We start from the raw sequence: 16,243 nt of genomic DNA on the forward strand, positions 1-16,243 counted from the left end.
CCCACGGCACACACTTGTTGCGGCATGATTATTTATGATATTCGCTAAAGGTCACGCCTGAAAAACGAAGTAGGAAAGTTGTTAGGTAAATTCTTAGATACGGAGAAAACTGCTGGTAAGTCAGTAAAGTTGGTGCGATTGGCATCTGCACCCAAGCTGTTAAGCTCTTGTTAAAAGAGCTAGTCTGGGGATTAGAAAACTTGCTAGAGTGAACAGAGTTAGCCTTAATGTCTAATCCCCAAAACCTATACATCTCATGGATTTTGCTAATATTGCATCCCAGCTAAACGCTGGAACGATTTTGCCAGAGGGGATTGTTATTCTCACCCTCTTGGGGGTTTTGATTGTTGATTTGATTTTGGGGCGTACATCCGCGCGCTGGATTGGATATCTAGCGATCGCAGGTTTATTTGCTTCGATTGTCGCCCTATATTTTCAATGGGACTCTCCTAATCCCATTGGTTTTACCGGTAGCTTTAATAGTGATGACCTGAGTATCGTCTTTCGCGGTATTATTGCCTTGTCTGCGATCGCGACTATACTAATGTCAATTCGCTACGTTGAGCAGAGCGGCACCGCTTTAGCCGAATTCATCGCTATTTTGCTGAGTGCTACTTTGGGAGGGATGTTTTTATCCGGGGCTAGTGAGTTGGTGATGATTTTCATCTCCCTAGAAACCCTGAGTATTTCCTCTTACTTATTAACAGGTTATACCAAGCGTGACCCCCGCTCCAATGAAGCGGCGCTGAAATACTTGTTAATTGGAGCTTCCAGTACAGCAATCTTTTTGTACGGTGTATCACTGCTGTATGGACTATCTGGAGGACAAACTGAACTAAGTGCGATCGCTAATGGCATTGCCACAGCTAAAGTCGGACAATCTTTAGGTTTAGTGATTGCCCTGGTTTTTGCGATCGCAGGTATTGGCTTCAAAATCTCCGCCGCACCCTTCCACCAGTGGACACCAGACGTTTACGAAGGCGCTCCTACCCCAGTAATCGCTTTTTTATCTGTAGGTTCCAAAGCAGCTGGGTTTGCCCTAGCCATCCGCTTGCTAACAACAGCCTTCCCTCTTGTTGCTGATGAGTGGAGATTTGTCTTCACTGCTCTGGCCGTTCTTAGTATGATCTTGGGTAACGTAGTCGCCCTAGCTCAAACCAGCATGAAACGGATGCTAGCTTATTCATCCATTGCCCAAGCTGGGTTTGTGATGATTGGCTTAATTGCTGGTACACAAGCAGGGTATGCCAGTATGATATTTTACCTACTGGTTTACCTGTTCATGAACCTGTGTGGCTTTACCTGCATCATCTTATTCTCACTGCGGACAGGAACCGACCAGATTGCCGAATACTCTGGCTTATATCAAAAAGACCCACTCCTAACACTGGGATTGAGTATCTCCCTGCTTTCCCTGGGTGGTATTCCACCGTTGGCTGGATTTTTCGGCAAGATTTACTTATTCTGGGCTGGTTGGCAAGCAGGTCTTTATTGGTTAGTCTTGTTGGGCTTAGTTACCACTGTCGTCTCCATCTACTACTACATTCGTGTAGTTAAAATGATGGTAGTCAAAGAACCCCATGAAATGTCCGACTCGGTGAAGAATTATCCACAAGTGCGTTGGGATTTGCCTGGGCTAAGACCTTTGCAGGTCGGGTTGGTGGTAACATTAATTGCCACTTCCATAGCAGGAATTTTGTCAAATCCACTGTTTACATTGGCGAACAATTCCATCTCCAATACCCCAAGTTTACAAGCAACAATCAACACTAATGTAAAAGCAGAAAATCCACTGCTTTTACCAAAGTTAGATTCGGTTAGTCAGTCTCAAACCTCAGTTGATTCTACTGCCAAGATTTAACCGATTCTCCTCTAAAGTTTGTATTTAAAGAAACGCCTGTCTGCTAATGAGCAGACAGGCGTTTGTTATATCTTTTAACTAACATATAATCCAATACACTTATGTTAAGCATTTATTTCTTTTCTTTGCTTCCTTCTCTTCTCTACAAGAGGCTGCGCCAACGAGACGCTGCGCGAAGGAAAGAAACAAGAAAGAAATATATAATTTTCATAAATGATTTAGGGCTGCTATATATAAATAGAACTATTGCTAATAACTCATGATTATATTAATTTTGATAAAAATACTAAAGTAGTAATTAAACTTTATGAGACTGAGCTAATAGGTATCTTAATTACAAATTCTGCACCTTCTCCTGGAACAGAAAAACAGTTAAGTTGTCCGTTATGTCTTTCAACTATAATCTGATAGCTTATATATAGTCCTAGCCCAGTACCTTTGCCTACAGCTTTAGTAGTGAAAAACGGATCAAATAGCTTTGAGTGAATTTGTTCATTTATCCCCAAACCATTATCAGCAATACTAACCATTATCCATTTTTCATCGATTACCTCAGTTTTAATTTCAATTTGGGGATTATTCTTTGTCAGTGTTTGATTGCCAGTAGTTCGTAGATTGACTTCTAAAGGCTGGCCATTGACCGCCGACACCTCCAGTGCATCAAGCGCATTAACAAGAATATTCATAAATACTTGGTTAAGCTCGCCAGGGTAACAAGTTACATTGGGTAGTTGACTATATTTTTTGATTACTTTGATTTCTGGGTACTCATCCCTAGCTTGCAGCCGATGCTTCAAAATCATTAAAGTACTATCAATTCCCTCATGGATATTGACTTGCTTAAGTTGTGCTTCATCAAGTCTCGAAAAATTACGTAGTGATTTAACAATTTCTTGAATGCGCTCTGTTCCTACTGTCATTGACTCGAAAAGTCTAGTTATGTCTTGAAACAGAAAATCTAAGTCTATTTCTTCTACTTGCTCTTGGATTTCTGGAGGAGTATTTGGAAAAACCTGTTGATACACTTGCACTAATTTCAGTAAATCCTGAGTATATTTATGGGCGTGGTAAAGGTTGCCATAAATAAAACTGACAGGGTTATTAATTTCATGGGCAATACCAGCGACCATCTGACCTAAGCTAGACATCTTCTCAGCCTGGATAAGCTTGGTTTGGGTAAGTTGTAGTTCGTTTAATGTTTCTTGTAAAGCAGTTGTACGTTCTTCAACCCGAATTTCTAGCTTTTGATTCGCTTTCTTGAGCGCTTCCTCCGCCTGTTTTCGTTTCTGAACTTCTTTTGCTAACTCATCAATTTTCTCGTTCAGAAGGACGAAATTACTGCTGGCTAAAGCTCTGTTTTCCAAGCGTAAGAGAATTAAAGCTGAAGATTCAGGAGACCAAGGTTGAATAACGGCTCCTTGACTACGACATATTAAGGTTTGTCCATCATTCTTTCGTAAAGTCAAGGAGCCAATAACCATTGTTCTGCTACTTGAACAAGCTTGCAGGTACTTTACAACATCGTTAGCAGACTCAGTTACAAATTCAAGAAGCATTCTTCCCCGCAGTTCCTGACGGCGTAATCCCAGCATATCTGCTACTGGTTGATTGGTAGCCAAAAGCTGACCCTCACTACTCACCAGGAGTAAAGGTTCTGGTAAAACTCTGGCAAATTCAAGAAATTGTTCAGGGGTCATGGGGCTTTCAATTTCAGGGTTCGACTTTACTTTACATATCTGCGCTCAAGCTTGTATTCTGTGCTTGATATAGTGGTGAAGAGTTTACACAGACTCTAGTCCTCTAAAATATTCTCGACCTTCTGCATCTTCTGCCTCCTCTGTAAGTTTTAAGTAAACAATAACTCTACATCCAGAAGCACCCTGTGCTATTGTCTCTTGCAATTCTACTTTCGCATATCCCAGATTATTAGCTGCGATCGTCCCAAAGACGTTTGAAGTCATCATACACATAGCAGGGCGATCAAGCACTTTTTCGGCAAATGGACAGACACGGTTGCCAAAGATAATTTTTTCATTATCCTCCTCAATGACATAAAAATCGCCTTGAATTCGTTTTTTTATATCAATTAAGACATCAGCGACCTGCTTACGAGAAAGATTTGAGACTTCCAGGGCAGATTTGTAATCTTGGTTGAGTTGGCTAGCCATCCTTTCACCAACTACGCTAATAAATCCAGAAGCTTCTTCTAAGCCAACTACATCCTGCAAAGTGCCAGATAATTCTCTGATTAATGTACGTAAAAATATATCGCGTTCTAAAGAAAGATTAAGCGTAGGTATTGAGCGGTTAAGTGCATTGGTCATAAATTTTGAGAATACAATTTTGGAGCTACAGTTCTAGAGTTCCCCAAAATGCTTCTAAAATAACTGCTTAATCTCTTTTTTTAGAGAATTTGATGCTTGCTTTTGTTTCTAATGAATGGAAATGGTCATCATAAATTTTGAACCTTATTGGGTTAAAGCTTGATCCTCTCTAGCCCTCCTTTCTTAGGAGAGAATTAAATGAGGGCCAGCCTTTTTAAAGGGAGCCAGCGCGGTTTTTTTGGTTTCCACAGAGAAGCGACTGGCGTGGGTTGGAAGTCGGGGTAAAACATTACAAACTACGCATAAATCTGCCTGCTCGCAATCAAGCTTAAACATAAATTTATTTATATGGATAGGTGTTTTTTCTATGATTTTTCAATTGGAAGCTTAATAATAAACTCTGAACCTTGTCCGGGTGCTGAATTTACCTCCAAAGTCCCACCATGTTTTTCGACAACAATTTGACGAGCAATTGATAATCCTAACCCTGTGCCTTGGCCTACAGGCTTAGTGGTAAATAAATGGTCAAAAATTTTTTGCTGCACATCAGTCGGCATTCCCACCCCATTATCTTTAATACAAATCAGAATGTGATTTTTGTTTTCGCTAAGGCTAGTCTGAATCAAAACTTGGTTGGGATTTGCTTCGATTTCAATATAGGTGCGTCCTACATTAGACTCCTCTAAAGCATCAATAGCATTAGCTAATAAATTCATAAATACCTGATTTAGCTGTCCGATAAAACATTCTAATTCTGGCAAATTATCGTAATCTCTAATTATCTGAATATCAGGGCGATCCTCGGATGCTTTTAATCGGTGTTTAAGAATCATGATTGTACTATCGATGCCATCATGAATGTTGCAAAAAACTTTGCGATCGCTATCTGCGCGAGAAAAGGTTCTCAGACTCGTACTAATGTTACGAATGCGCTGAACACCCTCTTTCATTGAAGAAATTAAATTAGGTAGATCGGCAAGGATATACTTCAAATCTATCGCTGTAATTTCCTCTTGAATTTCTGAAACCGGATTAGGATAATGCTGCTGATAGAGGTTAATAATATTAATCATGTCTTGGAAATATGCTGAAGCGTGTCCGAGATTGCCATGAATGAAACCAACAGGATTATTAATTTCATGAGCAACTCCTGCTACTAATTGACCAAGAGCAGACATTTTTTCTGTCTGTACAAGCTGTAGTTGAGACTCTTGTAAGTCTTTTAATGCCCTAGACAACGCTCCTGTCCTTTCTGTAACTCGTTTTTCTAAAGTTTTTGTGAGATTTCGTAATTGAAGATGGGTTTTAATTCTAGCTAATAATTCTTCTTCATGAAAGGGCTTAGTAATGTAATCAACGGCTCCTATATTTAGTCCCTTTACTTTACTATCAGTGTCAGAATTGGCAGTCATAAAAATTACTGGAATATCACAAGTAGCTGAATTCTGTTTAAGTCTTTTACAGGTTTCAAACCCATCTATTCCAGGCATCATTACATCTAATAAAATTAAATCAGGTAATCTCCTCTCAACCTGTTTAATTGCCCTTTCTCCAGAGGTTTCTGTAGTAACTTCAAAACCTACTTTCGTTAATATATCAAAGACAATTTCTAAATTTGTTGTAGTATCATCTACTACTAAAATTGAATTGTCTTCTGGTACATAAAGCATTTGTATATTTTGCTTGTAATTCATGTATTTAAATTAATTTGGCTCCTTGTTGCTTGTTCAATATTCACCTTGTGATCGCAGCTAAGTCACCTCTATGTTATCAGTGGACTTACAGACGAATTTTTCGTCTGACAATCCTATAGTTCCCAAAACTCTGATAACAACAACATTTTTACGCTAAATTGTTCTATGTGATTGGGAGAGCGATCGCTACAGGATGGGAATAACCACTAAATCTTCACTTTTACTAGAGTGAAGCATCTTTTTTTATAAAGGCGATCGCTCTAAAATTAGTCATTATTACCGTTGTATTTTTATAAAAGTACCCCTAGCTCAGAAAAATATTGTGATGCCATAGGTTGACTTTTTAAGTTAGTCAATCGTATTTATTACTGAGCCAATAAAATCATAACTGTTATTATAAAAAATTTATAATTCAGGATAATTTCGGTTACTTTAATAAAAATATTGTTTAACAATAACTAGATAAGTTCTGAAATATTCATCTAGAAATCCTGCCTAGTGCTGAAAAAGATTTTAGATAAAATCCTGATAAAACTGGATTTTCACTCTTAGCATTTTTACAAAATCAAATTATAACCCTATGTATATTTACGCAACCATAATAGCAACGTAAATATAATTTACGTACTGTGAATGTGGGGTTATAGCGAACTTTTTTAAAATGTCTATGACAGGGTATTAAGAAATATACCGCCTTTCTTTTCATGTAGTTTATGTTCGTTGTGTTTAGCTAATAAGTTTTTTATGAAGCAATTACTTTACTCTGGTTTACACTGCCCATTTCCGTCCCAGATCAATAAGCACGTTGATGTTCTAGAAGAGTCAGCTCTTGAATGGGTACTTCACTTCAACCTTTTGTCCAAGGAATCAACTTATAAGCGTTTTTGCAAGTCAAAATTTTTCTTATTAGCTGCATCCGCTTATCCTGACAGTAATCTTGAAGAGCTTAAGATAGCAAGTGATTGGTTAAGCTGGGTATTTATTTGGGATGATCAATGTGATTTGTCAGATTTAGGAAAAAAACCTGAAGTTCTAAAGATTTTTCATAAAAGATTTCTAGAAATATTAAATGGGGCAGAAGTTACCAGTCAAGATATACCCCTTACTCTTGCTTTAAGTAACCTAAAAGAGAGGACACTCACAAGAGGAAGCTTAATATGGTTCCATCATTTCATCTGTAGCTTTGAGAAATGGTTACAGGGATGCATTGATGAAGCAAACATCCGTGCACAGGGAATCATACCAGATTTTGACACTTATATGCTGATACGTAAATCAAGTGTAGGCGTGGATGCTTTTCTAGCATTGACTGAATTTTGCCATAACTTGATGATTCCCGATTTTTTACGAAAACATGAAACACTTATCCAAATGCAATTTCTTACAGGACATATTATTGCCTGTTGTAATGATATTTTTTCTGCATCTAGAGAAATCTCAAGTGGCGATGTTAATAATTTAGTATTGGTACTGCATGAACAACTGAAAATTCCTCTAAATCAGGCAGTTAATCGTGTAACAGAGATTCACAATACAGCCGTCCAAACAATGATGGATTTAGAAACATCTATTCCAAAATTTGGAGAAGAAGTAGATGCTGAAGTTACAAAATTTATATTAGGAATGCACGCCTGGATACGTAGCAACCATGATTGGTATTCCCAAACAGGTCGTTACCAAAGTTTAGAAGGATTGGAACTAACACAAAATAAGAGGTGTTCTTGATTCTTAGTATAATTTCTGTAGAGGCAGTTTCTGAATTGCCTCTAGGATAGAAGGTTATGAATTGAATGTTTGCAAATTCATACTTAATTTTAGAAACGCTAAATCAGAATATGGTGAATTCCTAAGCTCGACTTTATCCGATTCAAAAAAATTAAATGCCATTACCCTATCTTCTTAAAACCCCCTCTCTGCTACAAAAGCTTCAATGGGTTACTGACCCTGTAGGCTATATGGAAAAGGCAAGTCAGCAATATCCCGACATTTTTACTGGTAAGATAATTGGTTTTGGTGACACTGTAGTATTTGTGAACCATCCCCAGGCAATTCAGGAAATTTTAACCAATGATAGAAAAAAATTTACAGCTGTTGGTGCGATCAACAGTATTACACAACCTCTCATAGGAGACTATTCAATTGTCACACTAGAGGGCGATCGCCACAAACGGCAGCGACAACTGCTCATGCCATCTTTTCATGGAGAACGTATCCAAGCTTACGGTCAGCTAATTTGTAATCTCACTGAACAAATCTTTAGTAAGTTACCTCTAGATAAGCCCTTTTTAGCTCGTAATTTAACACAGGAAATATCCCTAAGAGTCATATTGCAGACTGTCTTCGGTTTGTATGAGGGAGAGAGATTTCAACAATTTAAGCATCTGTTACCGTTGCTGATGGATGTTTTTCGCTCACCTTTGACTTCTATCTCATTTTTCTTCTCATCCTTGCAGAAAGATTTAGGAGCTTGGAGTCCTTGGGGAAAGTTTTTGCGCGATCGGCAGACAATTGATGAATTGCTCTATGCTGAAATCGCCGAACGCCGGCAACAACCAGATTCAGAATGCATTGATATCCTCTCCTTGCTGATATCATCTCGGGATGAAGCCGGCCAACTGATGACTGAGCAGGAATTGCACGATCAGTTGATGGTCTTGATACTTACTGGCTATGAAACTACGGCATCGGCAATGGCTTGGGGATTATACTGGATTCACCAAAAGCCTCTAGTCCGTGAAAAACTACTCCAAGAACTGGACACTCTTGGTGATTCCCCAGATCCCATGAGTATTTCGAGGCTGCCATATTTGGGTGCTGTCTGCAATGAAACCTTGCGAATCCACCCCGTTGTAATGTTCTCTTTTCCCAGAGTAGTACAAGAACCCGTCGAACTATTGGGACATTCTTTAGAGCCTGGGACTGTATTGCTTCCCAACATTTATCTTACTCATCAGCGTGAGGATTTATATCCTCAACCTAAGGAGTTTCAACCAGAGCGCTTTTTAAAACACCAATTTTCTCCCTATGAATTTCTGCCTTTTGGTGGCGGTGTCCGTCGTTGTCTTGGTGAAACTTTGGCTATATTTCAAATGAAGTTAGTATTAGCAACAGCCTTGTCACGCTATGAGTTTGCGTTAGTTGATCAACGACCAGAGCGACCTCAGCGCCGAGGTCTTACCCTTGCGCCGGCAGGTGGAGTTAAGATGGTAATTACAGGACGCCGTGTACGTCAAGAGCCTTTAGTGAATATGACAACTACACCCGTATACTAGTAGTTCGTTAGAGTTGTTTTAATAATTATAAAAACCCAGCTTTTCACCAAAGCTGGGTTTTTATAATTATTAGGTTGGGTAGAGTAAAACAAAACTCAAAAACTTGCAAATCTTAAGTTCCGCTCTGCTTAACCCAAATTTGTATCTTAATATAACTAGTACTAGCCTATATGGCTGACTGTTGCATCGGAATCTCAATTACGAACTCAGTCCCCTCTCCTAATGTAGAATTACAGTTTAAACTACCCTTGTGTTTGTCTACGACAATCTGATAGCTAATTGACAACCCTAACCCCGTTCCACTTCCTACCGACTTGGTGGTAAAAAATGGGTCAAAGATTTTTTGCTGCACAGCTTCTGTCATACCAGAACCGTTATCAGCAATCCGAATTATTACCGTATTGGAATCTGTTAGTTCAGTAAAAATACGAATTTTTCCTCTGTCTTTGATCATTTGTGTTTTGTCATTTACTAAAGACTGTTCTAAAGCATCGATTGCATTACTCAAGATATTCATGAATACCTGATTGAGTTGACCAGCGTAACAAGTAACTTCTCCCAGCTTTCCGTATTGTTTTATGACTTTAATCTCAGGGTAATCGCTTTTTTCCTTAAGTCGGTGCTGCAAAATCATTAAGGTATTGTCTATTCCTTCATGAATATCTACAGGCTTCATTTCAGATTCATCTAGACGTGAGAAGTTGCGTAAGCCTAAAACAATATCCCGGATACGGGAACTGCCTACGTTCATTGAATCTAGGATCTTTGGCAAGTCTTTTGCTAGAAAATCTATATCAATCTCCTTAGCTTTCTCCTCAACTAAAGGCAAAGGATGGGGGTATTCCTGCTGATAAACAGCTATCAAATCCAGTAAGTATTGGACATACTCATTAGCATAAGTAATATTGCCATGAATAAAGTTAATGGGGTTGTTTATTTCATGGGCTATTCCCGCAACCATCTCTCCCAACGAAGACATTTTTTCACTTTGAATCAATTGGGTTTGGGTACGTTGCAATTCTTCTAGAGTTTGTTGTAAGTGTTGATTTTTATCGTTGATTTCTTGCGTTCTTTTCTCGACTTTTTCTTCTAATGTATGACTGTATTTCTCTAAATGTTCTTTAGCTTGGGCTAAATTTTTGTAGAGAATAGCATTCTCTAGGGATATTGCTGCTTGGGTAGTGAGGAGTTTGATAACTTCTACGCGCTCGTGCGTAAATGCCCCTGTAGCCAGATTATTTTCTAGGTAAAGAATACCAATCAATTTGCCTTGATTGATAATAGGTATAGACAACAGACTCTTGGGTTCCTCACAGATAATATAGCTATCAGATGCTAAAAAATGAACGGACATTGCATCATCAATAACCAATATTTCTCTGGAACGTTTAACATAGTTGATCAAAGTAATAGGAACGTCGTAACTTGACTCTAGGTAAGTTGATGGGAACTCTGTGTAGGTATGCTCAAAGGTTGAACTTGAACAAACCGCTGTGACAGTTAATGCTAAGTTATCATCTTCACTCAAAATCAAAGCGCATTTAGAGGCTCCTGCATTCTCCATTACAACTTTCATTAAAGTAGAAAGTAGCCGCTCAATCTCGATTTCCCCAGAGAGTGCTTGAGATGCTTTAATGAATGCGGCTAAATCTAGAGAGTCAGAAATACTTGTCTTCGATCCAATCACAGTTTGTTGATTACTCAACGTAGAAAGAGATGTGCTGTTAAAAGAAGTGCTTTCCTCGCTGGAGTGAATACTCAGTTTTTCTTGCTGAAATATAGGAGCAAGTAATTGAGGATAACGTTTTGCTAAATCGTCAACCTTGGCTGACGCTCCCCAGCGAACGTAGCTATAATAGGCATCTGTAAGGTAGGTTTGGGCAATCTTATTTTTACCCCATTCTAAATAGAATTTGGCTGTAAGTTCTTGAGCTAGCGCTTCTTCATTAATATATTCATATTCTTTAGCAAGGAAGATAGCGCGATCGTAAAATTCTATTGCTTCAAGATATTCATCAGCAATCCGATACCTTTCAGCCTCTACAAGATAATATTTATGCAAATAATTCATCGGAGCATGATGTGCCCAATGCTGCATTTTTTCCTGATTCGCTTGAACCTTATCTAAAATGTACTTTTGCTCAGAACAAGATGCATTAGAATATACTGCTAGTCGTGCTAGTGAATCATAGAAGTAGAGCAGAGGAGTAACTAGCTGTCCTGTTCCACCATGTAAATATCTTTCTGCTAAAGTAGCATTTTCTAACGCTGAAGAATATTCCTGGAATAGGTAACACAGATGTAGTTTACTCACATAAAAATGGAAAATTCCCATTGCATCATTGGCTTCAAGCTGAAGCGGCAGCATTTTATCCTCATCGTAGAATTCACCAATTAAACAACAAGGATTTGCCACATTTCCTAACAAGTTAAAGATAGTCTGCCGATAAATAGTACTCCAGTTAAATATTGCTTCTTGCTTGATTTGCTTAATGGCATTGCTGTAGGTTGCCATCTCTATTTCCAGCCCTGTCAGTTCTTGACCAATAAAATATAAAGAGTAGGAATAAGCATTAAGACAATAGGCTGAAAATTCTAAATCTCCTGTTTCAATTCCAGCATAGTAAGCCTCCAACAAAGGTTTTAACATTACCCTAGTATGTTGCTTCCAATGCGAGATACTTGTATAAAATACCAGCATGATCTTAGCTTTAACTTCTTTAGCATTAAACTTATCCACTAAACTTGCGGCCAGTTTGCCAAATTGATAGCCAGACTCAATATCTCCTATTACTCCAGTGAGTATTAACCCATAACTTACATAGGCAAAAGCAGATAAAGGAGCATTACCATGTTGGAGTGATAATTTGATTTGTTTTAGAACAATCAGTGAAAACAGTTCAGGTGCAACTGCATAGGTAACAGAGGTTGCAGTCGATAATATACGCATTATTGCCAGAGGTTGGGGTTCTCTCATCTTTGCCAGATCAATTAAGTTCTCAATGGGCCTTCCATTTAGATTTGACGTTAATTCTGCCATTGCTAGCTGAATATCTGACTGGCTTGGATGTTCAGGAAACTCCACTCCCAAAAGTTTTAAAAAGGTTAATGCAGTATTTACAGCCTCTAGTGCTTGATTCTGCGCCCCATAAGCTAGAATTTTGACTTCATAAACTTTCACTTTTTCTAGTAGTGTTTCACGTGCCAACACCACCTCTGCTAATTCCTCCATCTGTTCAAAATTGCCAGCTAGGTATGCTGCCTCTGTCGCAGTTTCATATAAAGCCAGAGTAAGATCATGTTTGGTTTCCCAGCTATCAGCTGCTAGCAATTGAATACCAGTAGTTAAATAGTTAACCGCAGCTAGATAAGCTGTTGATGTTAAAGCTTTACGTCCAGCAATTAGATTCATCTGGGCCAGTTCATCTCGTTTAGCTTGATGAGAGATGAATTCTACTGCGATATTAAACTGGTTGACAAGCTCAAAAATCTTTTCTTCCTGTTCTGCTACTGGAATATTGTTCAATAACAGTAGTCCAATCTTTAAGTGAATTGGTTTTTTTTGTTCTTCGGGAATCAAAGAATAAGCGGCTTGCTGCACTCGGTCATGTACAAATTTATATTTAGGTAGCTGTAAATTAAAACTTGAAAATTGTGTAGATTCTATTCCATGAACAATAAATTCTTGATTAAGATTATCTTGTGAAAAGATGTTATAGTTTTCAGTTTGAGGGAAAACTAGCCCATCAAGTAATGCTTGCCACAAGTCTGATGCTGTATCTACTACAGATTTTTCATTGACGATCGCAAGAGTTTTTAAGTCAAATTGATTACCAATACAGGCAGCAAGTCTCAGAACTTTTTGGGTATTGATTGGCAACTTCTCTATTTGAAGTGCGATAAATTCTACTACATCATCTGTAAGAGCTAATTCTTTGACTTTTGAAATATCATACTGCCAATAACCAATATCAAAGTTTAATACAATTAGTCCATCATCATATAAAGACTTAAGGAATTGAACGGAAAAGAAGGGGTTGCCTTTAGTTTTGGCAAACACCATCTGGGTGAGAGGAACAGCAACTACTTCAGGGCAATTAAGGGTATCAGCAATTAGATAATTTAAATCACCCTGATTTAAAGGTGCTAGGGTGATTGTATTAATGTTTGCTCCTGCTTTTTGAACCTCCTGTAGTGTTAAAGAAAGTGGATGTGCCTTGGAAACTTCATTATCTCGATACGAACCGACTAATAAGAAACTTCCCTTTGCTTCACGCATATCTTCTATCTCTTCTGAAACAGAAGGCAAGGTCCTTTCAGACATTAATAATTGAATTAATTTCAAAGATGCCGTATCTGCCCATTGCAAGTCATCCAGAAAAATAACCAGGGGATGTTCTTTTGTTGTAAAAATTTGGATGAATTTTTGAAACAATAAATTGAAACGATTTTGGGCAGCACTACCAGAGATTTCTGTAACCGGAGGTTGCTTGCCAACAATCTGTTCAAGTTCAGGGATTACATCAATAATCACCTGAGTTTGTGTACCCAACCCCCGCAAAATTTTGGTTTTCCATTGTTGAATTTGGGCATCAGTTTCTGAGAGCAGTTGCCCGATTAAGTCCCGAAAAGCTTGCACCAATCCTGACAAGGGAATATCACGTTGAAACTGGTCAAATTTTCCTTTGATGAAGTAACTACGCTGCCGCACAATAGGTTTGTGGATTTCATTGACCACAGCAGTTTTGCCTATTCCAGAGGAACCCGCGACTAATATCATTTCTGTTGCCCCTTGTGTCACACGCTTAAAAGCAGCGAGTAAAGTTTCAACTTCACTTTGGCGACCATAGAGTTTTTCAGGGATTACGAAATGGTCTGAAATATCTTTAACGCCTAGTTCAAAGGGTGCAATATTTTTTGTTTCTTGCCACTGGCTTTGGCACATCTCCAAATCATGCTTTAATCCCAAAGCACTCTGATAGCGGTCTTCGGCATTTTTTGCCATCAGCTTGCTGATAATGTCAGACAAAATTAGTGGAATATTAGAGTTAATCCGATCGGCTTTTAGCGGTTGTTTAGCAATGTGAGAGTAAACTAACTCCATCGGATCTTTAGTTGTGAAGGGCAACTGTCCGGTGAGGAGTTGAAAGAAGGTGACACCGAGGGAATAAAAATCAGTGCGGTAGTCAATACCTCGGTTCATTCTCCCGGTTTGTTCTGGGGAAATGTAAGCTAGGGTGCCTTCTAAAACATTGGGATTGGTGACAAATTGGATTTCTCTTGGTAGCAGGGTGGCAATACTAAAGTCGATGAGTTTTATTTCATCTGTAGTAGGGTTGATCAAGATGTTGGCAGGCTTGATGTCTTTATGAATGATGCGATCGCGATGCAATCCCTCAAGGGTAGAAGCAATTTTAATGGCAATGTTGAAAAACTCATCTAGGGAAAACCTGTTTTCATCCTTCCCTTTGTCCTCCAGTCGCCAGTCTTGGAGGGAAATGCCACCAAAATCTTCCATCACTAGGACGTAGCTGTTACGGTAACTTTCTAAGCTATAGGTTTTGACTATGCCAGGAAGATCGAGGTTTTTGGCGATGATATATTGATTGCGGAACTGGGCAATTTCCGCGAACGTAGGATATTCATTTCGCATCAATTTGAGAACAACTGATTTTTGGTCTTGTTCTCTAATGCCACGATAAACTAGGGTTTTACTACCTAAGTAGATTTGCTCAGTGAGGCGATAGCCAGGAAACGCATATAATGTATCTAATACTACCAACATCGCAGACTATGCTCATAATTCTTGTTTCTATGGCTTAGTATTCCCATGCGAAGACTATCATTATCATGAAATAAGAATTTTTTTGTTTAGTTTGTATTTAAAAATTTAGTTTTTTCTTAAAGTTTTATCTTGGACTATGTAATTCTAGAAAAGGCTAATTTTGATATCAAGGCATAAGCTTGCTAAACATATTTTTAGCGAATTTTTCTGTGCTTTCGATTAGTGGAGTAGCTTTCAAGTAACGCAGATTGTAAATGTAGCAGACTACATAACAAAAAAGCCTGCCGTTCTCATTAGTTCAAGAGCAAACTGCGGCAGGTTTAGTGGGTTTAGGGATGCTTTGCTAGACTGTCAACCTCTTCTCTAACGAAGACGTTACGCGATCGGGGAATTCAAAATCTAAAGTTGATAAAGGTGGAGATAATTGCTAACTACTTTTCCAGTTTTTGAATTTTGTTGTCAACGATGATTTATCAACATAAGTATTTTTGAACTAACTATTTTTACCCGCTATTAATCAGACATCCGTTATTAGAAACGGAGTATTTTTGGCTGCGATAATAATGAGCACAAATGCTACTTGATTTTTTGTTTAATAAAGGTCACAACTTGAGTTAGCTGTTTCTTTAAGCCATCGATTTCAACTTGCATTTTGACAATTTTCTCGTTCAATGCATCAATTTCTGCGTTGGAGGCTCCTCCGGCGCTAGGAGTTGCGTTGCTTGCCGCCGTAGGCATCGCAGTATTTGTAGCACTAGGAGTTATTACTGTAGTATTGGCGACACTAGGCACTGCTACCGTAGCATTGGCAACACTAGAAGTTGCAACCGTGCTATTTTTGACGGCAACTGCTCCTACTGAGGCTAGTTCTGGGCGTGGCTGTTTCGCCTTGGTCATAGCTAACTTAATCGCGCCGATTAGTTGCTTCTGATCAAAAGGCTTACCCAAAAATTCAAAGTATTCAAAGGGTTCTGTGATTTTTTCAGTTACCTCTTCTTTGCGACCAGACATGATCACTAAAGGAATTTTTCTTAACTCCGGATCGGCTTGAACTTTCTGGAAAACCTCCCAACCACTCATTTTAGGCAACAGGAAATCCAGCATAATCAGGCTGAGTTTTTCCTGAAGAATAAAATTTAGTCCTTCCAAACCGTCTTTTGCTTCCAGTACCTCAAAATTGCCTGGAGGCAACATTTCTCGTACTTTCACCCTGACAACTGTAGTGTCATCGATAACTAAAATCTTGTTGCTTGCCACGACTGTTCGCTCTACAGAAACTTTAAGTGTAAATAGCGGCTTTGCCGATT

The 16,243-nt window shown here is 38.7% G+C and carries 8 protein-coding genes; 3 read left to right on the forward strand and 5 right to left on the reverse strand.

Translation table 11 applies throughout. The features are described from left to right. The first annotated feature begins 256 nt into the window (after nucleotides 1-256). Entirely contained in the window at nucleotides 257-1,861 is a 1,605-nt protein-coding gene (locus tag H6G26_RS05805; RefSeq protein ID WP_190728342.1) for an NAD(P)H-quinone oxidoreductase subunit N, read from the forward strand. 305 nt (nucleotides 1,862-2,166) lie between these two features. Here the strand turns inward: H6G26_RS05805 and H6G26_RS05810 are convergent, their stop codons facing one another. The 3 genes from H6G26_RS05810 to H6G26_RS05820 all read right to left on the reverse strand — a co-directional run bounded on the left by H6G26_RS05810 (nucleotide 2,167) and on the right by H6G26_RS05820 (nucleotide 5,879). Next, the gene (locus H6G26_RS05810) at nucleotides 2,167-3,558 is read right to left on the reverse strand and encodes an ATP-binding protein (RefSeq protein ID WP_190728343.1); all 1,392 of its coding nucleotides are present in this window, start codon (nucleotides 3,556-3,558) and stop codon (nucleotides 2,167-2,169) included. A gap of 84 nt (nucleotides 3,559-3,642) precedes the next feature. Beyond that, entirely contained in the window at nucleotides 3,643-4,185 is a 543-nt protein-coding gene (locus H6G26_RS05815) for a methanogen output domain 1-containing protein (RefSeq protein ID WP_190728344.1), read from the reverse strand. A 365-nt stretch (nucleotides 4,186-4,550) separates the two neighbouring features. After that, nucleotides 4,551-5,879, reverse strand: a complete 1,329-nt coding sequence (locus H6G26_RS05820) for a response regulator (protein WP_242053599.1) — start codon at nucleotides 5,877-5,879, stop codon at nucleotides 4,551-4,553. Between the two features lie 744 nt (nucleotides 5,880-6,623). On the opposite strand from H6G26_RS05820, the gene H6G26_RS05825 reads away from it, so the two are divergent. Next, nucleotides 6,624-7,604, forward strand: coding sequence for a terpene synthase (locus tag H6G26_RS05825; protein WP_190728345.1), 981 nt, complete (start codon nucleotides 6,624-6,626; stop codon nucleotides 7,602-7,604). Between the two features lie 155 nt (nucleotides 7,605-7,759). Further along, nucleotides 7,760-9,151 carry a cytochrome P450 gene (locus tag H6G26_RS05830; RefSeq protein ID WP_190728346.1) on the forward strand — a complete coding sequence of 464 codons (1,392 nt, stop codon included), beginning with the start codon at nucleotides 7,760-7,762 and terminating at the stop codon, nucleotides 9,149-9,151. 166 nt (nucleotides 9,152-9,317) lie between these two features. Here the strand turns inward: H6G26_RS05830 and H6G26_RS05835 are convergent, their stop codons facing one another. Continuing rightward, a complete protein-coding gene (locus H6G26_RS05835; protein WP_190728347.1) occupies nucleotides 9,318-14,936 on the reverse strand; it encodes an ATP-binding sensor histidine kinase in 5,619 nt (1,872 codons plus the stop codon). 576 nt (nucleotides 14,937-15,512) lie between these two features. Then, nucleotides 15,513-16,193: a response regulator gene (locus H6G26_RS05840; RefSeq protein WP_190728348.1), complete on the reverse strand. Its 681-nt coding sequence runs from the start codon at nucleotides 16,191-16,193 to the stop codon at nucleotides 15,513-15,515. Nucleotides 16,194-16,243: the final 50 nt, after the last annotated feature.

This window comes from Nostoc sp. FACHB-888 (assembly GCF_014696655.1).
In the GTDB taxonomy this organism is placed as follows: Bacteria; Cyanobacteriota; Cyanobacteriia; order Cyanobacteriales; family Nostocaceae; genus Nostoc.